The sequence below is a fragment of the Ruegeria sp. BG9 genome, from assembly GCF_056538305.1.
Genome location: NZ_JBQFSY010000002.1, coordinates 287,792 through 310,610, shown reverse-complemented (window position 1 = coordinate 310,610; position 22,819 = coordinate 287,792). Strand labels below are relative to the sequence as shown.

The window sequence follows — 22,819 nt, the reverse complement described above, 5'->3', positions numbered from 1 at the left end:
CAGTCACAGTGTATCTCCTGCGCGCCAAACCGGGTTTCGACGTACCCGTTTTGAGGCGCAATCAATTCTTCGCATTTTTCTCCGACACGCTGGAACAGCCGATTGCACTCCCATCGATCTCCGGTCGATGCAAGATATCCGTTATTGGGAACTGCTATTTCCTCACAAAGATCTCCAACACGCTGGAATCCATGGTTGCATTCCCAAACTGGACCAAAGGCACTGCCGGTCAAATATGCGTTTTCTGGTACGTCCGTTCTTTGACAGGATCCGTTCTTGTTATCGAAACTTTCGTCACAAACAGATCCGTCGGCATTGCTGGCGACTTGAGCAGGAAGCTTCGTTCCTGTGAGCAACACCAAAAGTGTCGGGATCAAACAAAGAATGCAGCGCGTAAACACGATGAACGACTGATTGAAACGGAACCTGAGACCTGATCTATCGGTCATTAAGCACGCAATTTATGAGCCATGTGCTGTTCATACGGCGCCTTCTTTCATGGGTCACGAGATGACTGGAGCATGTCAAGTGACAGTTGCGAATGCTTGCGAGGAACGAGCTCATAGCGAAGACCCCAGCGAAACCCGTTCCTATGCTGAGGCACATGCTACAATTAGTCTGAAGGCCATTGGATTATCGTAACCGGCAGCATCGCGGCGGCGAGTAATTTTTTACCAATGCACTCTTGTCGTTCCTAGTCTGTGAAGAGTCAAGGACGCACGCTCGTCAAGAAGCGTGTGCTGCGGAATGGTCAATTTTTGAGACCGGCGAGTTATTAGGTGGTTAAGAGAATAACTGAGAGGCAAAATTCACTTTGGGGCAATTTAGGTTGACAATTCGTCTGTGAAATCGCCGGATTTCTTGGGCAACAATCTTGGAGGTGGTGAACGCTCGCCGCGCCGGCCTATTGCCGACACCGAACTAGGAGATTCGCAATTTCTATCGACAGTTTTGCGGACACTGAGATTGGAAAACACCTCGCCGACGCTGCACGTCGTTGCCGTATGGTTTTCTTCACTGGATTACCAGCGTCTGGAAAGTCATTTCTGTTGCGCCAGCAAATATCCATTTCGGTCTCGTTGGGACGACGCGTACATATCATGCGGTGGGATACAGGACTCGCGGCGTTTCAGACCGAAGACATACTCGCAAAGTACCCAGATGTTTCAGATGGAACTCATCCGTTGATCCGAAAGGCAGCCGGATTGTGGGGCCGGAGAGCCCTAGCGCGATGGCTGACAGAGACTACCGATCCCACTGACATGATTGTCGGTGAAGTCCCTATCATCGGAAACAGGTTTTCCGAGTTCATCCAGGCGCAGCCGGATCAGGTTGAACCAGCCTTAGCATCCGAGGCAACCACCTTCATCTATCCTGTTCCTACAAAGAGTTTGCGCGCCAATCTCGAAGCCATCCGAAGGTCTACGTTTGCGAACCCAAAACACCCTGATGAGGCCAGAGATGCGCCTCCATCGACAATGGAACTGGCTTGGCGTTTGACGTGTACCAAGGCCGCAGAATTGGGTTTGATCTCTGAAGCGGACAGTCATTCTCCGTACGAGGAGATGATTTATTTGCGGTTTTTTGAGCACCTACTGCACCATCGAAACGCCATTAGAATTGGGGTCGATACGATTTATTCAAATGCCGGATCAGCCCATGATCTGGATGCGAACGTCTTAGAACTCAGTGCTAGCTCAGACGAAGTAAAGTACGCAATCGCAGAGGTAGAGACTACCTTTACAGTCGAAGCAGCCGCCCGAGAAGTTGAAAACTGGTATCGGGTGTAGCCTCGGACAAAGGTCTGTTCGGTTGGCATTTCGGAATTTGCAAAGCTTGGTTGCGAAGGTCCGCTTTGGGCTGGGAGCGGCCATCCGAAAACCTTCCCCGGAAATATGGCGATGGCGCTAAACAAGCAAAGAATGAGACCCGAAGATATAGAACCTCGAACTAAGGAAGTTGAAGATTAATACGCCCAGAGTTTTGGGCCAAAAATGCAAATCTTTGGGCGAAATGCAAAGCTATGGGCGCACCTACAAGTTCTCAGAAATCCAGATTCTCAACGCTCAGAGCATTCTGCTGAATGAATTCACGGCGTGGTTCCACCACGTCACCCATCAGTTTGGTGAAGAGATCATCCGCTTCAACCATGTCATCCACACGTACCTGCAACAGGGTGCGTGCGTCCGGGTCCAGCGTGGTTTCCCATAGTTGATCGGGGTTCATCTCGCCCAAGCCCTTGTAGCGCTGAAGCGACAGGCCCTTTTCGCCCTCTTCCAAAATGGCGCGCAAAAGGTCCAGCGGGCCGTGGATCGCCTGCATCCGGTCGCGGCGGATTAGAGTAGCCGGAGTGTTGTAAACTTCCTGCAGGCTTTGTGTGAAGCTGCCGGTCTTGCGGGCCTCGCCCGAGCGCAGCATCGGGCCGTCCAGCGTACGGACCTCTTCAACGCCGCGAAGGATGCGGGCCAGACGGATGCCGTGATCCTGCGTGATACGGCCCTGCCAGCCGCGCTCGTATTCCAGCGCGATCAGGTCGAGACGGGCGGCAACCTTGTCGGCAACACCTTGCAGGTCGGCATCGACAGCACCGGGGACAAAGGCACCGGCCACGGCGGCCTGTTCCAGAATGTGACGCGGGTAGTGAGTTGGGAAGGCATCCAACACGCGTTTCAACTGGCGCGCTTCGTCGACAACGCGGGTCAGGTCTTGGCCGACGATTTCTTCGCCAGAGCCCAACTTCAGAACAGCACCCTCTACCCCCTGATTGATCAGATAGTCGTCCAGCGCGGCCTGGTCCTTCAGGTAAACCTCTGATTTACCACGTGAAACTTTATAGAGCGGCGGCTGCGCGATGTAGAGATAGCCACCTTCAATCAATTCCGGCATCTGACGGTAGAAGAAGGTCAGCAGCAGGGTTCTGATGTGCGCGCCATCGACATCCGCATCGGTCATGATGACGATCTTGTGGTAGCGCAGCTTTTCGATGTTGAACTCATCGCGGCCAATGCCGGTGCCCAACGCCATCACGAGGTTCCCGATTTCCTGAGACGACAGCATCCGATCAAACCGCGCACGCTCGACATTCAGGATTTTCCCGCGCAAGGGCAGAACGGCCTGAGTCAGACGATCCCGGCCTGTTTGGGCGGAGCCGCCCGCCGAGTCACCCTCGACCAGGAAAACTTCGGTTTTGGACGGGTCTTTCTCGGAACAGTCCTTCAGCTTCCCGGCCAGATAATTCACATCCATCGCCGTCTTGCGGCGGGTAAGTTCACGCGCCTTTCGGGCGGCCTCACGTGCCAATGCGGCCTCGATGATCTTGCCGACGATACCCTTAGCTTCATTGGGGTTCTCTTCGAACCACTCGGCCAGCTTTTCGTTCATCAGGCCTTCGACTGCAGGGCGGACTTCGGACGACACCAGCTTGTCTTTGGTTTGGGAAGAGAATTTCGGGTCCGGCACTTTCACCGACAACACGCAGGTCAGACCTTCGCGTGCATCGTCGCCGGTAAAGCTGACCTTTTCCTTCTTCGCGATCCCGCTGGACTGCGCATAGTTGTTGATCGTCCGGGTCAGAGCGCCGCGGAAACCGGCCACGTGCGTGCCACCGTCCCGCTGTGGGATGTTGTTGGTGAAAGGCAGAACCGTCTCGTGGTAGCTGTCATTCCACCACATGGCGATTTCGACACCGATATCGTCCCGCTCGCCCTTGATATAGATTGGCTCGGGCATGGCCGGGCTTTTCGACCGGTCGAGGTATTTGACGAATTCCTTGACGCCACCCTCATAAAACAGCTCGGTCTCCAACCGTTCGGCAGGGCGTTCGTCGATCAGGATGATGCGCACACCCGAGTTCAGAAAGGCCAGCTCACGCAGGCGTTTCTCCAGCGTCTCAAACGAGTATTCGAGGTTCGAGAACGTATCTGTCGAGGCCAGAAAGCGCACCTCGGTCCCGGTGCGGTCACCGCATTCGCCGACGACTTTTAGATGCTCAGCGGTCTCACCACGCTCAAAACGCGCTACGTGCTCTTTGCCCGCGCGCCAGATGCGCAGCTCCAGCCATTCGGACAGAGCATTCACAACCGAAACGCCCACGCCGTGCAGACCGCCCGACACCTTGTACGAGTTGCTGTCGAACTTACCGCCCGCGTGCAGCTGGGTCATAATAACCTCGGCCGCCGAGACGCCCTCTTCGGGGTGAATATCCACCGGGATACCACGGCCGTTGTCACTAACCGAAACGCTGGAATCGGCGTGAATTTTCACAGTCACATGATCGGCATGACCGGCCAGAGCCTCATCAATTCCGTTATCAACGACCTCGTACACCATATGGTGCAGACCCGAGCCATCATCCGTATCCCCGATATACATACCGGGACGTTTGCGAACCGCCTCTAAGCCTTTGAGAACTTTGATGGAATCTGCGCCGTATTCCTGGGGTGCCTGTGCGTCTTCGGACATGCCGTTAGTACCTATATTATTTTGGTAACTTATACGTTTTCTGGTGGGGAATGTCACGCGCTCCCCCAAGATTTTGTGGTTGAGATCCGATTTATCTGCGGATCAAAGCCGATCGAGGTCTGCCGCGATATCAGCTGCAATTTCGGCGGCGTTGACGTCGTCCCGTTCGGCCGTCAATCGCAGGCCCAGAAGGTCCGACTGATAGCGCGCAGCAAGGCGTTCGGGATCGTGATCAGGGCTTAACTCTCCGGCCTTTTGGGCGCGGCGAAACAGGTCTGCGAAACAGGATTTCATTGCGATCATATGCGCGCCTGCCTGACCGGCCAGATCGTGATCCTTTGCGTGCAACTCGGCATAGGTCTTGGCCAGCATACAAGCTTTGGTCGGCAGGTCAGAGGCAGCAATCACGCGATAGGGCTGCGCCTTGAGCGCCCCGAGCGGCCCCAGTTCCTCAGCCAAGGCCAGCATACTGGCAACCCCGTCATGCGCGTAGCGCTCCAGCGCCAGCGCATAGAGGGCATCTTTCGAACCAAACGCCGCATAGAAACTACCCGGCTTCAGCTTCAACTCGCGCTCAAGGTCCTTCAGCGACGTCCCGGCCCAGCCGTGACGCCAGAAGATATCACGCGCCTGCGCGATCAGAGCGTCTCGGTCATATGCGGGTTTACGTGGCAATAGATCACCAATTCTTGAGTGCTTGCTCAAATATATACTTGAGTGATCGCTCAAGAAACCCTAAATACGACTCATCGCGCCAGAAATCAGGAGTTTTGACATGGCCAACTTCCCGTCTCACGACCTCGAATCCGCCCCTGAGGGGTCCAAACCGCTGCTGGAGAAATCGCAAGCCGCCTTTGGCCGCCTGCCCGGTCTGCACAAGGTGATGGCGGAAAGCCCGCAGCATCTTGAGGCCTATCAGGTTCTGCACGGCCTCTTCCTGCAAACCGATTTCGACAATGATGAGAAAACCGTGGTTTGGCAGACCATCAACGTTGAGAATGACTGCCACTACTGTGTCCCCGCCCATACCGGCATCGCCAAGATGATGAAGATTTCGGACGAGATCACCGAAGCCCTGCGCAACGAAACCCCGCTGCCGACTGCCAAGCTGGAAGCGCTGCGCACCTTCACCCTGCAAGTGATGGAAACCCGCGGCAACCCGACAGAAGAACAGCTGCAGGCTTTCTTTGACGCAGGCTATTCGCACCGCGCTGTTCTGGATGTCGTTCTGGGTCTGGCGCAGAAAACCATGTCGAACTACGTCAACCACATGGCCAAGACTCCGGTCGATCAGGTCATGCGCGGCTTCTTGTGGGAACGTAAAGTCAACGAACCGGCCTAAGTCGACACGACCGAGCCCTCATCGCCTTCGGTAACAACCAGCGTTTGGGCCCGGTCGCCCAATTCCGCAAACAGCTCAGGCCCGGTGCCCGTCATCCAGGCCTGAGCGCCCAGCGCACAGATCTCATCATAGAGCGCTGCGCGTCGTCCTGCATCCAGATGCGCGGCTACCTCATCCAGCAACACAATCGGTGGTGCACCGACCATTCCCGCCAGCGCCCGTGCGTTTGACAGGATCAGGGACACCAGCAGCGCCTTCTGCTCACCCGTGGAACAATCCTTGGCCGGAACCCCTTTGGCAGCGAACACCCCGTACAGGTCCGAGCGATGCGGCCCGACCAGAGTCCGCCCTGCTGCAAGATCGCGGAAACGGCTTTCGCTCAGCGCCTCGCGCAGATCATCGGCCGTCTCGGGCATCGCGCCTTCCGTTTGGATCAACTCCAACTCGGCTGAAGGAAACGCCGTTTCGGACTGATCCTGCGCGGCACGCAAATGGTCTAATGCGGCAAGACGCGCCGCATGGATCCGATGCCCCGTCTCGGCCATCTGACCTTCCAAAGCCGTGTACCAATGGGCATCCCGGACCTGATCTTTCAATAACCGGTTCCGCTCACGCATAGCTTTCTCATAGGTCAGCGACGCTTCGGCATGTGCGGGATCAAAGCTCAGCGCGATGCGGTCCAGAAACCGCCGCCGCCCCTCAGCCCCTTCGATCCACAGCCGATCCATCGACGGGATCAACCACACCACGCGCGCGAGCTTGCCCAGATCAATCTGACTGGCAGCCTTGCCATCAATCCGAACTTGACGCGCAGCGCCACCTTCGGACCACGTATCGATCTCATATCGCCCGCCCTGCGCGTTCAGCAGACCGGACAGTTTCCAGCCCAAGGCCTCAGGCCGCCGGGTCATCTCCGCCGCGCTGGCCCGCCGCATCCCGCGACCGGGCGAGAACAGCGACACCGCTTCAAGGATATTGGTCTTCCCGGCCCCGTTCGGCCCATGGATCGCAACCGGGCGCCCATCCAAAGACAAACGTGCCAGCTTATGAGACCGAAAATGCGAGACCGTAAGCTCGGTCAGGGCCAATCCCATGACCCCTCCCTTCTTCTGTTCAAAAATACCTCCGCCGGAGGCGTCGCGCGCCAGCGCGATCAGACGCGCATCGGCATGACAACGTAAACCGCGCTTAGATCATTGCCTTCGCGCATCAAAGTTGGGTCACCGGCCGAGTTAAACAGGAACACCGCGTTCTCACGATCCACCTGCGATGCAATCTCCAGCAGGTATTTCGCGTTGAACCCGATCTCGAGACGTTCATCGCCATAAGCAACGGCCAGCTCTTCCTCAGCCGCGCCACTATCCGGCGCATTGACCGACAACACCAGCTTATCGGCATCCAGTTGCAGCTTCACAGCGCGCGAACGCTCTGACGAAACCGTTGCAACCCGATCCACGGCTTGCGCGAACTCGGCAGCATCCACTTCCAGTTGGCGCGTATTGCCCTGCGGAATGACGCGTGTGTAATCGGGGAAGGTGCCATCAATGACCTTCGAGGTCAGCGTGATATCCGGCGTGGCAAAGCGCACCTTGGTTTCGCTGACCGAGACAGCGATATCCATCTCGTCATCGTCCAACAGTTTGCGCAGCTCACCCACGGTTTTACGCGGCACGATCACACCCGGCATGTCCGCAGCGCCATCCGGCAAGTCTGCATCAATCCGCGCCAGACGGTGGCCATCGGTGGCCACACAGCGCAGAACCTTGCCGCCTTCGGACCCGTCCGCGACATGCATGTAGACACCATTCAGGTAGTACCGCGTCTCTTCGGTCGAGATGGCAAATTTCGATTTGTCGAACAAACGACGCAGCAACGCCGCCGACGCGGTGAAATTTGACTGATATTCCGAGGACGCCATGACCGGGAAATCCTCTTTCGGCAAGGTCGCCAGAGAGAAGTTCGACCGCCCCGCCTCGACCGTCAGACGGCCAGCGGCGCTGTCGGCCGTCAGGGTGACCAAAGCGCCATCAGGCAGTTTACGCACAATTTCATGAAGGGTCGTAGCGGCCACAGTCGTCGCACCGGGTTTTTCGACCTGCGCAGGCGCTTTGTCGACAACCTCGATATCCAGATCGGTGGCTCGGAACAGGGCTTGGTCGCCTTCGGCCTCAATCAGTACATTGGCGAGGATCGGGATCGTGTTGCGACGTTCCACAACGGATTGGGCCTGGGAAACGGCCTTGAGAAGGGTGCCGCGTTCGATGCTGATCTTCATACCCTCTGTTCCTCTGACTTGCGTGCCGAAAATGGGCGGGACTGGCACGTTAGCGTCTCAGCCCTGAGGCACAAGGATTTTTTACCGATTTCTGGGTGGGAATACCCCGGTGGTCAAGAGGTACGCGCGCGAAACGCGTCCATTCCTCCGCAACCGTGGAGAATAGCGCACAAGAAAATGCCCCGGACGCACTGGCCCGGGGCATTTACCGACAATGGTGCGGCTCAGGCCTCTAGCGAGCGGCGCAGCATTTCCACGTCTTCTGCGATCTGACCATCGGTCGTTTTCAGCTCTTCGATGCGCTTCACCCCGTGCATGACGGTTGTATGGTCGCGCCCTCCGAAACGGCGGCCGATCTCAGGCAGAGAGCGGCTGGTCAGTTGCTTGCAAAGATACATGGCCACCTGACGCGGACGAGCATAGGACCGCAGGCGCTTGGGGCCGATAATGTCGGACAGGCGAATGTTGTAGTAGTCCGACACTTTGCGCTGGATTTCTTCGACGGTGATCTTGCGTTCTGAGGCGCGCAGCACATCCGCCAGACAGTCCTGCGTCAGTTCCATGTCGATCTCACGCCCCACTAGCGAGGCGAAGGCGAACAGACGGGTCAGGGCGCCTTCGAGAACGCGTACATTGGTCGAGATGCGATGCGCCAGAAACTCCAGCACGCCATCGGCGATGACCAGATCGGGATAGGTGGCGATATGCTGCTGGACCTTATTCTGCAGAATGCCCAGGCGCAGTTCGTAGTCGGTGGGATGCAGATCAACGACCAGACCACATTGCAGGCGTGATTTCACGCGATCTTCCAAATCCTTGATCTCACCCGGTGCGCGGTCGGCCGAGATGATGATCTGTTTGTTCTGGTCCACCAGAGCGTTGAATGTGTGAAAGAACTCTTCTTGGGTCGAGTCCTTGCCCGCGATGAATTGCACATCATCGACCATCAGCACATCGACCGAGCGGAACAGATGTTTGAAATCCATCATCCGGCGTTCGCGCAGAGCCTGAACAAAGCGGTACATGAACTGTTCCGCCGACAGATAGAGCACGTTCAGCTCGGGGCTTTTGGTCTTCAGCTCCCATGCGATAGCATGCATCAGGTGGGTTTTACCCAGCCCAACACCACCATAGAGAACCAGCGGATTGAACGTGACCGGGCCACCTTCGGCTACGCGGCGGGCGGCAGCATGGGCGAGCTCGTTAGGTTTGCCGACAACAAAGCTGTCAAAGGTAAAGCGCGCATCCAATGGTGCGGCCTGCAGATCCTCGAGCGCCGCATTGGCGGACTCCGCAACGGGCGCCGCAGCTGCGGTCAACTTGGGTTCATCCGTGACAACTGCCGGTCGGGTGGTCGAATTGGCTGCCGCCTTGAACGCAAGACGTTGGACGGTCTCACCCGCGGTATTCAGTTCATACAGAATCAAATCTGCGAAATTCTGGCTGACGTAATTCCCCATGAAGTTGGTTGGCACCGAGAACACGGCTACACCGTCCTGCAGCTCCTGAAATTCCAGAGGCTCAATCCAGGTGGTGAAGTTGTTCTTGCCAACGGCCTTCATTAGTTTGTTACGCAGTTGTCCCCATTTCTCTTGTGTCATCAAGCGCCTCACGCATCCCATTTTTTTTGACCTGTCGGTCTTATCAATCGTCGCCGGTTTCCCGGTCATTGACGTTCACGCACAAGGGTACCCTGCGCCGGACTGTCCCATCCGGCGGGTAAATGAATACTCAGCATGCACAAATCGTATCCCGCAGCAGGATCCCGGAAAACCGGGGCACGCGTCGTAACCCAATTGTTTGACAGGGCTGAGATCATCGGAAAACCCGAGACCCAGAGCAGATCGTTTCACCGGCCAAGGCCGGTTTTCGAACGCTGGTTCCTGCTGTCTGACTAATGCCCGTCAGTCAGATGGCTGGAACAGCCTGTCCCCCCAAGCGAGTGAATCGCTGACTCAGTGGTAGCAAGATGTTGCCTGTCGCGGCAACGAAACTCTGATATTGACTCGGGGTTCAGGGCGAAAGAATCTCTCGACTTCGTGAGGTCGCGGCTTTCTGGCAACAAACAAGAAAGGCGCCGCAATGCGCGACGCCTTTACGTAGGAAAACGCTTGACGTGTTCCAGCGGGAATCAACCCAGCGCTTTAACGCGTGCCGACAGGCGCGACATTTTACGCGATGCGGTGTTCTTGTGGAAAACGCCTTTGGTGACGCCACGCATCAGTTCAGGCTGAGCTGCGCGCAGAGCTGCGGTTGCAGCGTCTTTGTCGCCCGATGCGATCGCTTCTTCAACTTTGCGCAGGTAGGTGCGGATGCGCGAACGGCGCGCTTTGTTTACGGCGAAACGCTTTTCGTTCTGACGAGCGCGTTTCTTTGCTTGGGGCGAATTTGCCATGTGTCTCTGACCTTTGTTCGGTACGATTGTCTAGGGTTGCGCGCCACGGAATTATCCGCACCGGATCAGAAATCACGAGTGTGAGTCGGGCCAGGCGGGCCGCACGCGCATGTATGACGGCGGTCTCTACCCAAGTTTTACAGGTTTGCCAAGCCGATTCTTACCCCGGTACGCCAACAAAAAAAGGCAGGCCACAGCCTGCCCTTTCGAAATTCCTTGTCGCGACCCTACTTGTCGCGGAATTGCGCGGCGCGTTTTTCCAGAAACGCCGCCATGCCCTCTTTCTGATCTTCGGTGGCGAACATCGAATGAAAAACGCGACGCTCGAAAAGCAGACCTTCGCTAAGCGGTAGCTCATAGCTGCGATTCACTGCTTCTTTGGCGGCTGCAGCCGTCAGCAGAGATTTCTCAGCAATCTTATGGGCTGCACCCACAGCTTCTTCGATCAGCTTTTTCGCAGGAACCACGCGGCTGACAAGACCCGCGCGCTCGGCTTCTTCTGCGTCCATGAAGCGACCGGTTAGGTTCATGTCCATCGCCTTGGACTTCCCAACAAAGCGCGTCAGGCGCTGGGTGCCGCCGATACCGGCTATAACACCCAGATTGATCTCGGGCTGGCCGAACTTGGCTGTATCGGCCGCAATGATGAAATCGCACATCATGGCGACTTCGCAGCCACCGCCCAGCGCGTAACCCGCAACCGCCGCGATGATCGGTTTGCGAATGGCCGAGACACGCTCGTTGACCGAGGCAAACAGGTCGGTGCTGAACACATCGACAAAGCTCATCTCGGACATTTCCTTGATGTCCGCACCTGCGGCAAACGCCTTTTCCGAGCCGGTCAGCACGATGCAGCGCACCTTGTCGTTTTGATCCGCCTCTTCCAGCGCGTTGCACAGCTCACCCACCAATTGGGTGTTCAGCGCGTTCATCGCATCTGGTCGGTCGAGTTTGATAAGGGCGACGTGGTCTTCGATTTCGACGATGATCGTCTCAAAAGCCATGAGGTATAAGCTTCCGGTTGTTCCGTTCAGGTACGATTCCTTAACACGCGATTTCGCTGGATCAAGCTATCTTTGGCATTGCGCACAGTAGAAGGATGAGCGACCGGACTGGGTGATTCTCTTGATTTCGGCACCGCAACCCTGGGTTCGGCAGGATTCGCCTTCGCGGCCATAGACATCGAAGCTGTGCTGAAAATATCCAAGTTCTCCATCGGCTTGACGGAAATCTTTCAGTGACGATCCCCCTGCTTCGATCGCGTCCTGCAACACCTGCCGGATGATCGGCACAAGGGCTGCGACACGCGCCGCAGAAATTTGTCCGGCTTTGCGACGTGGCGACACCTTGCCGCGATAAAGCGCCTCGCAAACGTAAATATTCCCCAACCCGGCAACGATTCCCTGATCCAGAAGTGCCGATTTGACCGGCGTGTTCTTGCCCTTGAACGCATCAATCAGGTGCTGTTCGTGAAAATCATTGCCCAATGGCTCTGGCCCCAGAACGGACATCAGTTTGTGGTCTTCTGCGGTTGCGGTTGGCAGTAAATCCATGGCCCCGAACCGGCGCGGATCATTGAACGTCACGCGGGCACCATTGGCCATGTGGAACACGACATGGTCATGCTTTTCGGGCATTGGATGGTCATGGACGAACTGCCCCAACGGGTCACCTGATACCGTCATACGCCCCGACATACCCAAGTGAATCAACAACGTCTCGCCACTGCTGAGATCAGCCAGAATGTACTTGGAACGTCGCCTTAGCCGATCCACCCGCTGTCCCGTCAATCTCTCGGCCATACGCTCCGGGAAGGGCCAGCGCAGATCGGGGCGGTTTACATCAGCACGCTCGATTACCACCCCTTCCATCGCAGGGGTCAGGCCGCGTCTTACTGTCTCGACCTCAGGCAATTCGGGCATTAGATGGCTCCTATTCCAAAGGGCCGCATTGTGCCCGCCTCTGATGGCCCTATAACAGAGGCGAAATTCGACAAACGGCAAGGCAAATGTCCGACAACAGCGACAAGACCACTCATTTCGGGTTCGAAACCGTCCGCGAGGCCGACAAGGCCGGGCGCGTACAGGGCGTTTTCAACTCGGTGGCCTCGAAATACGACGTGATGAATGATGTCATGTCGATGGGCATCCATCGGGTTTGGAAAGACGCGATGATGGACTGGCTTGCCCCGCGCCCCGGTCAGCGCCTGCTGGACGTCGCAGGCGGCACCGGAGACATCTCGTTCCGTTTCCTGAAACGCGCGGGCTATGGCCACGCCACCGTCCTGGACCTGACCGAGCCGATGCTGGTCGAGGGCCGCCAACGGGCTGAGGCCGACCAAATGTCGGATAGCCTGAACTGGGTCGTCGGCGATGCGATGTCTCTACCGTTCGAGGACAACACCTTCGACGTCTACACGATCTCCTTCGGCATTCGGAACGTCACTCGCCCGCAAGAGGCGCTGAACGAGGCCTACCGCGTGTTGAAACCCGGCGGCCGCCTGATGGTGCTGGAGTTCAGCCAGTTGCCCAATGACGGTCTGCAAAAGCTCTATGATCTCTATAGCTTCAACGTCATCCCACGCATGGGCAAACTAATCGCCAATGACTACGACAGCTATCAGTACCTCGTGGAATCGATTCGCAAGTTCCCTGATCAAGAGACGTTTCTGGGCATGGTTCGCGCCGCCGGTTTTGAGAACGCCAAGTACCGCAACCTGAGTATGGGAATCGCCGCGCTGCATTCCGGCTGGAAGATCTAAATGCGTGGCCCTCACAACATCATACGCCTGATCCGAACAGGCGCCACGCTAGAGCGCACGGGCGCGATGAATGTCGTGCTGGACGCGTTCGAAGCCCCCCGCGCGGTCCGTATCTTGGCCCATACGCTCGGCAAACCGTTTCAATGGCTTGGGTACAAGGGCGACCCTGAGATGCCCCCTGCCACACGCGCCCTGACCGCACTGGGTCCGGCGTACATCAAATTCGGACAGGTCCTTTCGACCCGCCCAGACGTGGTCGGCAACGAGCTGGCCGAACAACTGCGCGTATTGCAGGACAAGCTACCCCCGTTCCCGAAGGCCGAGGCCATGGCTGAGGTAGAGAAGGAGCTGGGCCAGCCAATCTCGGAAATGTTCAGCGAGTTCAGCGAACCGATCGCTGCGGCCTCGATCGCTCAAGTTCACAAGGCCAAGCTGACCAGCACAGGAGAGGACGTCGCTGTCAAAGTCCTGCGTCCGGGCATCGAACGCGCTTTCCGCAAGGATGTCGACGCGTTCTATTTCGCTGCCCGCATGGTGCAACTCTGCGCCCCCGGCGCGCGCCGCCTGCGCCCAATGGAAGTAATCGAACACTTCGATGGCGTGGTACGGGGTGAGCTGGATCTGCGTCTGGAAAGCTCAGCAGCCTCGGAATACGCCGCCAATACCAAGGATGATGCCGGGTTCTGGTTGCCTCCGGTCGTGTGGTCTCTGTCCGCGCGCCGTGTCATGACGCTCAGCTGGGCGGATGGCATCCCGCTTGGCGACAACGACGCTCTGGACGCCGCGGGCCATAACCGCAGCGATCTGGGTGAGCGAGTCCTACGCCTGTTCCTGCTGCACGCCCTGCGCGACGGCTATTTCCACGCTGACATGCACCAGGGCAACCTCAAGGTCGCCGCCAATAGCGATATCATCGCCTATGACTACGGCATCATGGGCCATATCGACGAATACACCCGCCGGGTCTATGCCGAGATCCTGTTCGGCTTCATCCGCCGCGATTACAAACGCGTGGCCGAGGTTCATTTCGAGGCCGGATATGTCCCCGCCAATCAAGACGTCGACGAATTCGCCCGGGCCCTGCGCGCTGTCGGAGAACCCATCTTCGGCATGGACGCCACCCATATCTCGATGGGCCGCCTGCTGAACTACCTGTTCGAAGTCACCGAACGCTTCGGCATGGAAACCCGGACCGAGTTGATTCTGCTGCAGCGCACCATGGTTGTGGTCGAAGGCGTCGCGCGTTCACTCGATCCACATATTAATATTTGGGAGGTCGCCCGTCCGGTCGTCGAGGATTACATCAAGAAATCCATCGGCCCCCGCGCAGCGCTCCGCGACTTTGGCAAAACCGCTTTGGTTCTGGCACGGTTCGGCCCACGTCTGCCCGCGCTGGTGGAAGACGCCCTGATCGCTCAAACCCAAAAAGACGACCAGACCAACTCCCGCCTGTGGTCCAAAGCCCTTCCCGCCACGCTCGGAGCCGTGGTAGGCGCTGCTTTGGTCCTGTTGCTAACAGCGTTCAGCTAGACGCAATCCGCCTGCTTCATCTGGCTGAAAATATCCTCGGGGGGAATCGCGCCCAGCGGCGCGATGGGGGCAGACAGCCCCCCGCCAACATCTGCAATCAGAGAAGTTCAAAGGCAATGGCGATTCCCTGGCCGCCACCGATACACATGGTCACCAGACCTTTAGAGCCGCCGGTGCGTTCAAGCTCATACAAAGCCTTCAACGTGATGATCGCTCCGGTTGCACCAACGGGGTGGCCCAGCGCGATGGCACCGCCATTCGGGTTCACCTTGGCCGCGTCCAGACCCAGCTCCTTGTTCACGGCCAGCGCCTGCGAGGCAAACGCCTCGTTGCTTTCAATCACGTCGAAATCTTCAACCGACAGACCAGTGCGCGCCAGCAGGTTCTGGACCGCCGGAACCGGACCAATACCCATCACCTCGGGGCGGACACCGGCGTGGCCGTAACCCAGAATACGCGCTTTCGGCTTCAGACCAGCCTTCTCGGCCGCGTCCGCCGTGGCCAGAACCATCGCCGCCGCACCGTCATTGATGCCTGAGGCGTTACCCGCCGTGACGCGGCCATCTTTCTTGAACGCTGGACGTAGACCCGCCAGCGCCTCAATCGAGGTCGCCTTAGGATGCTCGTCGACCATGAAATCAACCATGTCGCGCTTAACCTTGACCTGAACCGGCGCGATCTGGCTCTGGAAAAATCCTGCCTCAATGGCCGCCGCAGCACGGGTCTGGCTGGTTAGAGCAAACTCATCCATCTGCTCGCGCGTGACCTGATGCTCATCGGCGACATTTTCAGCCGTCACACCCATATGACCGGTGCCAAAGGGGCAGTTCAACGCGCCCAGCATCATGTCGAGCGACTTGATATCGCCCATCTTGGCACCCCAGCGCGCCTGCTGCAGGATGTAGGGGCTGCGCGACATGCTCTCAGCCCCACCAGCCACAGAAAATTCGGCATCACCCAGCATCAGTGATTGTACCGCGGACACAATCGCCTGCGCCCCCGATCCACACAGGCGGTTCACGTTCATAGCGGGAGTTTCGACCGGGATACCTGCCTGTTTGGCCGCCGCACGCGACAGATACATGTCGCGCGGTTCGGTGTTGATCACATGACCAAACACAACGTTGCCAATCTGGCCGCCTTCGACGCCCGACTTCTCCATTGCGGCTTCGGTCACAACGGTCGCCAGATCAATCGGTGCGGTCGAGGCTAGAGCACCCCCAAACGTTCCAACCGCCGTACGGGCCCCATCCAGAATGACGATATCTTTCATGTCTCTTCTCCTCTTGGATTTGGCGGCACTATTACGCCCAGTTGGCGCGTTGTCCTATACGACGTACCGTCACAAGCAGAATTGACAACCCACCGTGAAAAGCGCATCAGATTCCGTCATGACGGAAAACACAGACGATATCCTGACCCTTCTGCCCGCCCGCCTGAAAGAGGCGCGTCGCGCCAAGGGCCTGTCGCTGGAAGCTGTTGCAAATCTCAGCGGCGTGTCCCGCTCGATGGTCAGTCAAATCGAACGGGGCGAAAGCAGCCCAACCATCTCGACCCTGTGGAACCTGACGCGGGCCTTGCAGGTGGATTTCGCAGGGCTGCTGGAAGAGACCAAGACCTCGGATCAGATCGAGGTTCTGCGCCAGGCCGAGGTGCCCAGCATCGACAATATGGGACAGAACTGCCGCATCCGTATCCTGTCGCCCCCGGAAGAGGCCGGAGGACACGAGGTCTACGACATCCGCTTTGACCACGACGGCACACTGAACAGCCAGCCGCATGCCCGCGGCACACGCGAACAGTTGACAGTTCTGGAAGGCGCGGTGCGCGTCACCTCGGGCACTGCGATATCTGAGATGCAACAGGGCGACACCGCCCGATATGCAGCTGATGTGACCCATTCCATAGCCTCGAAAGGCCCGGCGCGGGTCTTTCTGATTGTAAAAAATGCCTAAATTCCGCCTTCACGGAAATTTTTCCCGTATAGTGTAATTCTCCTATTTGGGAATTGCATCCGTTATGTTAGACATCCGACTCAGATGAACGGAGGTCGCCATGGCAGATGCATTCCTGTCCTATATCACGGACACCCTCGCGCAGATCGAATCCGAAGGTCTGTATAAACGCGAACGCATGATTACATCGCCTCAGGGCGGCGAAATCACGGTGGGTGACAAACAGGTCATCAATCTGTGCGCCAACAACTACCTTGGTCTTGCCGATCATCCCGCGCTGATCGACGCAGCCACAACAGCGATGGGGCCCAAAGGGTTCGGGATGGCCTCGGTCCGATTTATCTGCGGCACGCAGGACATTCACCGCGAGCTGGAACAGAAGCTGGCCGAGTTCCTGAACAAGGATGACTCGATCCTGTTCGCCGCCTGTTTCGACGCGAACGGGGGGCTATTCGAACCCCTTCTCGGCCCCGAAGACGCCATTATCTCGGACAGTCTGAACCACGCCTCGATCATTGACGGGGTTCGGTTGTGCAAGGCCAAGCGCTATCGCTATCTGAACAACGACATGAACGACCTCGAAGCCTGGCTGAAGCAGGCGCGCGAGGATGGGGCGCGGCATATCATGATCGCGACCGATGGCGTGTTCTCGATGGATGGCTATCTGGCCAACCTGCCGAAGATCCGTGAGCTGGCCGATAAGTATGACGCCATCGTCATGGTCGATGATTGCCACGCTACCGGGTTTATGGGACCGAACGGCGCGGGCACGCCGGATCATTTCGGTGTCGATGTCGACATCCTGACGGGAACCTTGGGAAAAGCACTTGGGGGGGCAATCGGCGGTTATATCGCCGGGCCGCAGCCAGTGATCGACCTGCTGCGGCAGCGGGCGCGGCCCTATCTGTTCTCGAACTCGCTGCCGCCCTCCATCGTCGCCGCCGGGATTGAGGCCATCCGTCTGGTCCAACAAGACGACATGCTGCGCGCGCAGCTGTTCGGCAATGCCAAATACTGGCGGGCGGGGCTGGAGAAGCTGGGTTTTGACCTTCTGCCCGGTGAGCACCCGATCATTCCGGTCATGCTGGGAGACGCAACTTTGGCGCAGGATATGGCGGCCCGGTTGTTTGATGAAGGTGTCTATGTATCGGGCTTCTTCTTCCCTGTGGTCCCGCGCGGGCAGGCCCGGATCAGAACCCAGATGAACGCCGCATTGACGCGGCAGGAGCTTGACCAGGCGCTTGCCGCTTTTGAGAAAGTCGGCAAAGAGCTTGGGGTCATCAAATGACCCTTGCCTCTGTCATCGACGCCATCGGCAATACCCCTTTGGTGGACCTGTCGCGAATCTGCCAGCAGCTTCAGCTGGACGGTCGCATTCTGGCCAAGCTTGACTATCTGTTGCCCGGATTCTCGAAAAAGGACCGCGCGGCAAAATCCATCATCGAAATGGCCCGCGCTGACGGAACGCTTGCGCCTGGGCAAACTGTGGTCGAACTGACCTCGGGCAATATGGGAACCGGTCTGGCGATTGTCTGCGGAATAATGGGCCATCCCTTTGTCGCAGTGATGAGCGCCGGGAACTCGGTCGAGCGTGCGCGCATGATGCGGGCGCTGGGGGCTGAGGTGATTATCGTGCCTCAGGCCCCGGGCAGCAAACCCGGTGAGGTTTCGGGCGCTGATCTGGCGCTGGTGGATGAGGCGGCGCAGAAAGTTACAGCAGAACGCGGCGCGTTTCGCGCAGATCAGTTTGGTCATTCCGGCAACCCCAAAGCGCATGCAACCGGCACCGGGCCGGAAATCTGGGACCAATCGAGCGGCGCTGTCACGGCCTTCTGTGATTTCGCCGGTTCAGGCGGCACCTTGGCCGGAGCAGCGGCATTCTTCGCGCCGCATGGCGTGCGGTGTTACGCCATCGAACCCGAAGGCGCACGGGCCTTGGCTGGTGAGGTCGTCGACATGCCCGACCATCCGATACAGGGCGGCGGCTACGCCATGGCTGACCTGACCCATATGAACGGCGTCCCCCTCGCCGGGCACCTTTCGGTATCTGGCAACACGGCCCGAGATTGCTCCCGGCTGCTCGCACGCAGCGAAGGGATCTTTGCCGGATACTCGGCCGGTGCGAACCTAGCTGGTGCGATCGAGCTGCTGCGCGGCCCGGAGCGTGGCGGCTGCGTCGCGATCGTAATTTGCGACAGTGGCCTGAAATACCTGTCCACCGATTTATGGGAGTAGTGTAATGCGTCCCAATACAATGAAAGCACTGGAGAAATCCGAACCCAAGGAAGGCCTGTGGATGATCCAAGCACCGGTGCCCGAGATCGGCCCGGATGAGGTACTGATCCGGATCAACAAGACCGGCATCTGCGGGACCGATATTCATATCTGGAACTGGGACGACTGGGCGGCGGCAACCGTGCCCGTTCCGATGATCACCGGCCATGAATTCGCGGGTGAGATCGTTGAGATCGGCCGCAATGTAACCGGGCTTGAGATCGGGCAGCGCTGCTCGGGCGAGGGCCATCTGATCGGAACGGACAGCCGTCAGAGCCGCGCGGGCAAGTTCCACCTCGACCCCGGCACGCGCGGAATAGGCGTCAACGAACAAGGCGCGTTTGCGCAATATCTTAAACTACCAGCCTTCAACGTCGTCCCACTGCCCGACGACGTGCCAGACGAAATCGGAGCCATTCTCGACCCTCTGGGAAACGCCGTTCACACCGCGCTCAGCTTTGATCTGCTGGGCGAGGATGTGCTGATCACGGGCGCTGGACCGATTGGCATCATGGCTGCTGCCGTCGCCCGCCATGCCGGCGCCCGCAATGTGGTCATCACTGACATCAACCCCGACCGCCTGAAACTGGCCGAACACGTGGTGCCAACGGTCCGCACAGTCGACGTCTCCAATGAGGACCTGCAGGATGTCATCGCCGAGCTGGGATTAAAGGAAGGTTTCGATGTGGGGCTGGAAATGTCCGGCTCGCAAATCGCGCTGGACCAGATGGTCGAGGCGCTGGTGATGGGCGGAAAGATCGCTCTGCTGGGTATTCCGCCGGGCAAATCCCCGGTCGATTGGTCCCGCATCGTGTTCAAAGCCATCACCATCAAGGGCGTCTACGGGCGTGAGATGTTCGAGACCTGGTACAAGATGATCGCAATGCTGCAAAACGGCCTGGATGTCAGCCGCGTGATCACCCATCAGATGAAAGTCGACGATTTTGCCGAAGGGTTTGCCGCTATGAAATCCGGCCAATCCGGCAAGGTGGTTCTCGACTGGACCTGACCCTCTGGCGCTGCGCGGGCTGACCCCTTACACATCGGGGAACCTCAGGCGTTTGGAGGAGCAAATGAGCGACACTGACAGGTATCTGGAACGCGGGATCGAAGACTCGCTGGTCACCGATTTCACCGAAACCCATCGCAAAAGCTATGGCGATTTTCTGCAACTCAAGACCCTGCTGAACCTGCAGAAGACATTTCAGGACCCCGCCCAGCCCGACGAGATGTTGTTTATCATCATCCATCAAGTCAGCGAGTTGTGGCTGAAGCTGATGCACCACCAACTGGTCGAGGTGCGCCGCTTCCTGCAACAGGACGAGTTTGGTCCGGCGATGAAAAACCTCGACCGCATCAAAGCCATCCAACATCAGCTGATCGCGGCCTGGGAAACTCTGCTGACCATGACGCCTGCCGACTACATGACCTTCCGCAACGCTTTGGGCAGTTCCTCCGGGTTCCAAAGCTATGGCTACCGCCAGATTGAGTTCATTCTGGGCAACAAGGACCCCTCGACACTGAAGGTTCACGCCCATGATCCCGAAGTAATGGAGATACTGAACGCAGCCCTTACCAAGCCGTCTCTCTATGACGAGGTGCTGCACATGCTGGCCCGCCAAGGCTTCGACGTGCCGCAGGACCTGCTGGAGAGAGACTATGCGCAGCCCTACTCCGGCGATCCTCGGGTGGTGAAAATCTGGGTTCAGGTCTTTCGCGACACCGAAAAACACTGGGAGCTTTATGCGCTGGCAGAGAAGCTGATGGATGTGGAATGCCTGTTCCAACGGTGGCGGTTCGATCACGCAACCGCCGTTGAACGTGTTATCGGGATGCAGCCGGGAACAGGAGGCTCCAGCGGCGTCGGCTTTTTACGCAAAGCATTGGAATTGCGCTTCTTCCACGATTTGTATGATATGCGCACAGAACTGATCTATGCGGGGGACTGATGCTGTATCGCGGGTTTTCACAGGCTGAACTGGAACAGGAATATTCGCCGAGATCAATGATCGGCGGTGATCTGACGCCTTACATTGCAAGCTATAGCGCCCTCAGTGCGCAAGCGAGGGCCATTCTGACGGTTCAGGAAAATCTGACCTATGGCGGAGGCCCGGCACAGGTTCTGGATTACTTCCCAGCCGCCGGAGCAGGCGCGCCGCTGCATGTCTTTATCCATGGCGGCTATTGGCAGGCCCTCAGCCAGCGCGAGTCCGCCATGATGGCACCGGCGCTGATTGAAGCGGGTCAGGCTTTTGCGACACTGAACTACACTCTGGCCCCTGATGCCCGCATCGCGGACATGATCGAGGAGTGCCGTGATGCGTTGCTCTGGTTGGCGACGCAGGCTGAGTCGCTGGGGTTTGACCGCAGCAGAATAACTTTGTCAGGGCACAGCGCCGGGGCGCAATTGGCTAGCATGGTTATGGCGCAATCTGCGAACGCTCTGGCCCGCGCCGGGTTGCGGGTGCGAGATGTGATCCTGATCAGCGGGGTCTACGATCTGGAACCGATCAGCCTGACCTCGGTCAACGACCCGCTGCAACTGACACCGGTTGAGGTCAATGACCTGTCCCCCATACGTCACGTACCACTACCCGGACCGCGCTACCACGTGACCGTGGCCGAGAGGGACACACCGGAATTCATCCGCCAAAGCCGCGACTACGCCGAGCACCTGCGAAAGGCCGGACACTCTGTCAGCTTCGATCTGAAAAAGGGGATGCAGCATTTCGACATCATCATGCATCCCGGGACGTTCACAGCTTCAAAGCAGTCGGAAACGTCCTAGCCTTCGCGATGCACGGGGCTGGCCTCTGTCAATTCAAACTCGGGTCCTTGATGCCAATCCGTATGTTCAGGGATGACCGGGCCCAAGGGGATTGCACTCCGTCCGTTTCGCCAATCACATCCGTGCGCACCTTATCAAACATCTGCTCAAGGGTGAGACCTCGGGTTCCGATCGCACGCGCAATGGCTGCTGTGTAGGGGCTGTTGGCTCCGGTCCCGTCCAAAGCGACGTCGCCGGGTCCGGTGGCATAGGCGATCAGGTTGTTGGTTCGAGCCGTCATACGCGCAAGCCCGTCGCCGACATCCAGTGCACCGTCCGTTTCACTACCAAAAGGATTGTCGCGGCAAGCGTCCAGAATCATGACGCTGACTGCCTGAGGCGTGTGAATGCGATCCAGAACCCACTCGGCCGGGACAGCCTGGTCCGCAATATCGGCCTCGGACTGAATGTTCACACCCAGCGGAAGAAGGAAGTTGAACTCATCACTGCGCACGCCGTGCCCGGCAAAATAGAACACTGCAAGGGCCTCGGACCCCGCTGCACGCACGGTGCTGGCAAAAGCTTCAACCTCCTGCTCCATCTCAGCGCGGCTTGCATCCGTCAGAGTCGTGACCGTAAATCCCGCACCGCGCAGCTCTTCGCTCATCAAGCGCGCGTCGTTCACAGGGTTGTCGAGGGCGGGGACACTTGTGTACCCAGCGTTTCCGATCACGAGGGCGAACCGCTCATGCGCCAATGCGGGCCCGGCGATCAGGGTAATGACAAAGCAAAGTGCTAAAAAAATACGCGTCAATTCTATCTCCAAATCCTGTCGAACGAGAAAAGCAGGTCTCTTCGTTTGGCCCTTAAGTGCTGCGGGTCCGTTCATTCCCGACCAACAGTAAATCAAGACCGGGCCTCGAAAGTCCATATACGAACTTGTTACAGCCCCCTGCATAGCTTGAATGTAACGAGGAACACGTTGAACCAAAAAATAGACGTAGATCGCGATGTGCCAAAAAAACAGCGGCCCAAGTCGAGCCGCTGTTTTCAAACTTA

General features: G+C 58.0%; 20 protein-coding genes. 10 read left to right on the top strand and 10 right to left on the bottom strand.

Annotation, left to right across the window (positions count from 1 at the left end):
• Positions 1-1,262 precede the first annotated feature (1,262 nt).
• Positions 1,263-1,790: a hypothetical protein gene (locus tag ACR0I8_RS05190; RefSeq protein WP_170692022.1), complete on the top strand. Its 528-nt coding sequence runs from the start codon at positions 1,263-1,265 to the stop codon at positions 1,788-1,790.
• Between the two features lie 253 nt (positions 1,791-2,043).
• Here ACR0I8_RS05190 and gyrB read toward each other — a convergent pair whose 3' ends face one another.
• A complete protein-coding gene (gyrB, locus tag ACR0I8_RS05185) occupies positions 2,044-4,461 on the bottom strand; it encodes a DNA topoisomerase (ATP-hydrolyzing) subunit B (protein ID WP_170643552.1) in 2,418 nt (805 codons plus the stop codon).
• A gap of 102 nt (positions 4,462-4,563) precedes the next feature.
• A complete protein-coding gene (locus ACR0I8_RS05180) occupies positions 4,564-5,136 on the bottom strand; it encodes a TetR/AcrR family transcriptional regulator (RefSeq protein ID WP_170689386.1) in 573 nt (190 codons plus the stop codon).
• A gap of 100 nt (positions 5,137-5,236) precedes the next feature.
• Between ACR0I8_RS05180 and ACR0I8_RS05175 the strand changes: the two genes are divergently transcribed.
• Positions 5,237-5,803 (top strand): carboxymuconolactone decarboxylase family protein, encoded by a 567-nt coding sequence (locus tag ACR0I8_RS05175; protein WP_170689387.1) that lies wholly within the window; start codon positions 5,237-5,239, stop codon positions 5,801-5,803.
• Here the strand turns inward: ACR0I8_RS05175 and recF are convergent.
• The 6 genes from recF to mutM form a co-directional block, all read right to left on the bottom strand.
• A complete protein-coding gene (recF, locus tag ACR0I8_RS05170; RefSeq protein WP_170689388.1) occupies positions 5,800-6,897 on the bottom strand; it encodes a DNA replication/repair protein RecF in 1,098 nt (365 codons plus the stop codon). The two genes, ACR0I8_RS05175 and recF, sit on opposite strands and share 4 nt — an antisense overlap.
• A 59-nt stretch (positions 6,898-6,956) precedes the next feature.
• Positions 6,957-8,078 carry a DNA polymerase III subunit beta gene (gene dnaN / locus ACR0I8_RS05165; protein ID WP_170689389.1) on the bottom strand — a complete coding sequence of 374 codons (1,122 nt, stop codon included), beginning with the start codon at positions 8,076-8,078 and terminating at the stop codon, positions 6,957-6,959.
• Positions 8,079-8,302: 224 nt separating this feature from the next.
• A complete protein-coding gene (gene dnaA, locus ACR0I8_RS05160; protein WP_480524057.1) occupies positions 8,303-9,679 on the bottom strand; it encodes a chromosomal replication initiator protein DnaA in 1,377 nt (458 codons plus the stop codon).
• 530 nt (positions 9,680-10,209) lie between these two features.
• Positions 10,210-10,473: a 30S ribosomal protein S20 gene (rpsT, locus tag ACR0I8_RS05155; protein WP_142638226.1), complete on the bottom strand. Its 264-nt coding sequence runs from the start codon at positions 10,471-10,473 to the stop codon at positions 10,210-10,212.
• A 227-nt stretch (positions 10,474-10,700) separates the two neighbouring features.
• Entirely contained in the window at positions 10,701-11,477 is a 777-nt protein-coding gene (locus ACR0I8_RS05150) for an enoyl-CoA hydratase (RefSeq protein WP_170689390.1), read from the bottom strand.
• 66 nt (positions 11,478-11,543) lie between these two features.
• On the bottom strand, positions 11,544-12,395 hold the full coding sequence (gene mutM / locus ACR0I8_RS05145; protein ID WP_170643547.1) for a bifunctional DNA-formamidopyrimidine glycosylase/DNA-(apurinic or apyrimidinic site) lyase: 852 nt from the start codon (positions 12,393-12,395) through the stop codon (positions 11,544-11,546).
• Between the two features lie 86 nt (positions 12,396-12,481).
• Here mutM and ubiE point away from each other — a divergent pair, with 86 nt between their 5' ends.
• Together ubiE and ubiB are read left to right on the top strand one after the other, a co-directional pair.
• Positions 12,482-13,234 carry a bifunctional demethylmenaquinone methyltransferase/2-methoxy-6-polyprenyl-1,4-benzoquinol methylase UbiE gene (gene ubiE / locus ACR0I8_RS05140; RefSeq protein ID WP_170689392.1) on the top strand — a complete coding sequence of 251 codons (753 nt, stop codon included), beginning with the start codon at positions 12,482-12,484 and terminating at the stop codon, positions 13,232-13,234.
• Complete coding sequence (gene ubiB, locus ACR0I8_RS05135) at positions 13,235-14,764, top strand: 2-polyprenylphenol 6-hydroxylase (RefSeq protein ID WP_170689393.1); 1,530 nt, start codon at positions 13,235-13,237, stop codon at positions 14,762-14,764.
• 97 nt (positions 14,765-14,861) lie between these two features.
• Here ubiB and ACR0I8_RS05130 read toward each other — a convergent pair whose 3' ends face one another.
• Positions 14,862-16,037, bottom strand: coding sequence for an acetyl-CoA C-acyltransferase family protein (locus ACR0I8_RS05130; RefSeq protein ID WP_170689394.1), 1,176 nt, complete (start codon positions 16,035-16,037; stop codon positions 14,862-14,864).
• A 118-nt stretch (positions 16,038-16,155) separates the two neighbouring features.
• Between ACR0I8_RS05130 and ACR0I8_RS05125 the strand changes: the two genes are divergently transcribed.
• From ACR0I8_RS05125 to ACR0I8_RS05100, 6 genes are all read left to right on the top strand, one after another.
• On the top strand, positions 16,156-16,719 hold the full coding sequence (locus ACR0I8_RS05125; protein ID WP_170689395.1) for a helix-turn-helix domain-containing protein: 564 nt from the start codon (positions 16,156-16,158) through the stop codon (positions 16,717-16,719).
• Between the two features lie 100 nt (positions 16,720-16,819).
• A complete protein-coding gene (locus ACR0I8_RS05120) occupies positions 16,820-18,007 on the top strand; it encodes a glycine C-acetyltransferase (protein WP_170689396.1) in 1,188 nt (395 codons plus the stop codon).
• Positions 18,004-18,954 (top strand): cysteine synthase family protein, encoded by a 951-nt coding sequence (locus ACR0I8_RS05115; RefSeq protein WP_170689397.1) that lies wholly within the window; start codon positions 18,004-18,006, stop codon positions 18,952-18,954. The genes ACR0I8_RS05120 and ACR0I8_RS05115 overlap by 4 nt, the downstream gene beginning before the upstream one ends.
• A gap of 19 nt (positions 18,955-18,973) precedes the next feature.
• Positions 18,974-20,002 (top strand): L-threonine 3-dehydrogenase, encoded by a 1,029-nt coding sequence (gene tdh / locus ACR0I8_RS05110; protein ID WP_170689641.1) that lies wholly within the window; start codon positions 18,974-18,976, stop codon positions 20,000-20,002.
• Between the two features lie 64 nt (positions 20,003-20,066).
• Positions 20,067-20,942: a tryptophan 2,3-dioxygenase gene (locus ACR0I8_RS05105; RefSeq protein WP_170689398.1), complete on the top strand. Its 876-nt coding sequence runs from the start codon at positions 20,067-20,069 to the stop codon at positions 20,940-20,942.
• Positions 20,942-21,781, top strand: a complete 840-nt coding sequence (locus ACR0I8_RS05100; protein WP_170689399.1) for an alpha/beta hydrolase — start codon at positions 20,942-20,944, stop codon at positions 21,779-21,781. The genes ACR0I8_RS05105 and ACR0I8_RS05100 overlap by 1 nt, the downstream gene beginning before the upstream one ends.
• Positions 21,782-21,809: 28 nt before the next feature.
• Here the strand turns inward: ACR0I8_RS05100 and ACR0I8_RS05095 are convergent, their stop codons facing one another.
• Positions 21,810-22,574: a caspase family protein gene (locus ACR0I8_RS05095; RefSeq protein ID WP_170689400.1), complete on the bottom strand. Its 765-nt coding sequence runs from the start codon at positions 22,572-22,574 to the stop codon at positions 21,810-21,812.
• Positions 22,575-22,819: the final 245 nt, after the last annotated feature.

Coding starts and splice junctions, on each gene's coding strand:
- ACR0I8_RS05190 (WP_170692022.1), top strand. CDS start 1,263: ATGATTGTCGGTGAAGTCCCTATCATCGGAAACAGGTTTTCCGAGTTC.
- gyrB (WP_170643552.1), bottom strand. CDS start 4,461: ATGTCCGAAGACGCACAGGCACCCCAGGAATACGGCGCAGATTCCATC.
- ACR0I8_RS05175 (WP_170689387.1), top strand. CDS start 5,237: ATGGCCAACTTCCCGTCTCACGACCTCGAATCCGCCCCTGAGGGGTCC.
- recF (WP_170689388.1), bottom strand. CDS start 6,897: ATGGGATTGGCCCTGACCGAGCTTACGGTCTCGCATTTTCGGTCTCAT.
- dnaN (WP_170689389.1), bottom strand. CDS start 8,078: ATGAAGATCAGCATCGAACGCGGCACCCTTCTCAAGGCCGTTTCCCAG.
- dnaA (WP_480524057.1), bottom strand. CDS start 9,679: ATGACACAAGAGAAATGGGGACAACTGCGTAACAAACTAATGAAGGCC.
- rpsT (WP_142638226.1), bottom strand. CDS start 10,473: ATGGCAAATTCGCCCCAAGCAAAGAAACGCGCTCGTCAGAACGAAAAG.
- ACR0I8_RS05150 (WP_170689390.1), bottom strand. CDS start 11,477: ATGGCTTTTGAGACGATCATCGTCGAAATCGAAGACCACGTCGCCCTT.
- mutM (WP_170643547.1), bottom strand. CDS start 12,395: ATGCCCGAATTGCCTGAGGTCGAGACAGTAAGACGCGGCCTGACCCCT.
- ubiE (WP_170689392.1), top strand. CDS start 12,482: ATGTCCGACAACAGCGACAAGACCACTCATTTCGGGTTCGAAACCGTC.
- ubiB (WP_170689393.1), top strand. CDS start 13,235: ATGCGTGGCCCTCACAACATCATACGCCTGATCCGAACAGGCGCCACG.
- ACR0I8_RS05130 (WP_170689394.1), bottom strand. CDS start 16,037: ATGAAAGATATCGTCATTCTGGATGGGGCCCGTACGGCGGTTGGAACG.
- ACR0I8_RS05125 (WP_170689395.1), top strand. CDS start 16,156: ATGACGGAAAACACAGACGATATCCTGACCCTTCTGCCCGCCCGCCTG.
- ACR0I8_RS05120 (WP_170689396.1), top strand. CDS start 16,820: ATGGCAGATGCATTCCTGTCCTATATCACGGACACCCTCGCGCAGATC.
- ACR0I8_RS05115 (WP_170689397.1), top strand. CDS start 18,004: ATGACCCTTGCCTCTGTCATCGACGCCATCGGCAATACCCCTTTGGTG.
- tdh (WP_170689641.1), top strand. CDS start 18,974: ATGAAAGCACTGGAGAAATCCGAACCCAAGGAAGGCCTGTGGATGATC.
- ACR0I8_RS05105 (WP_170689398.1), top strand. CDS start 20,067: ATGAGCGACACTGACAGGTATCTGGAACGCGGGATCGAAGACTCGCTG.
- ACR0I8_RS05100 (WP_170689399.1), top strand. CDS start 20,942: ATGCTGTATCGCGGGTTTTCACAGGCTGAACTGGAACAGGAATATTCG.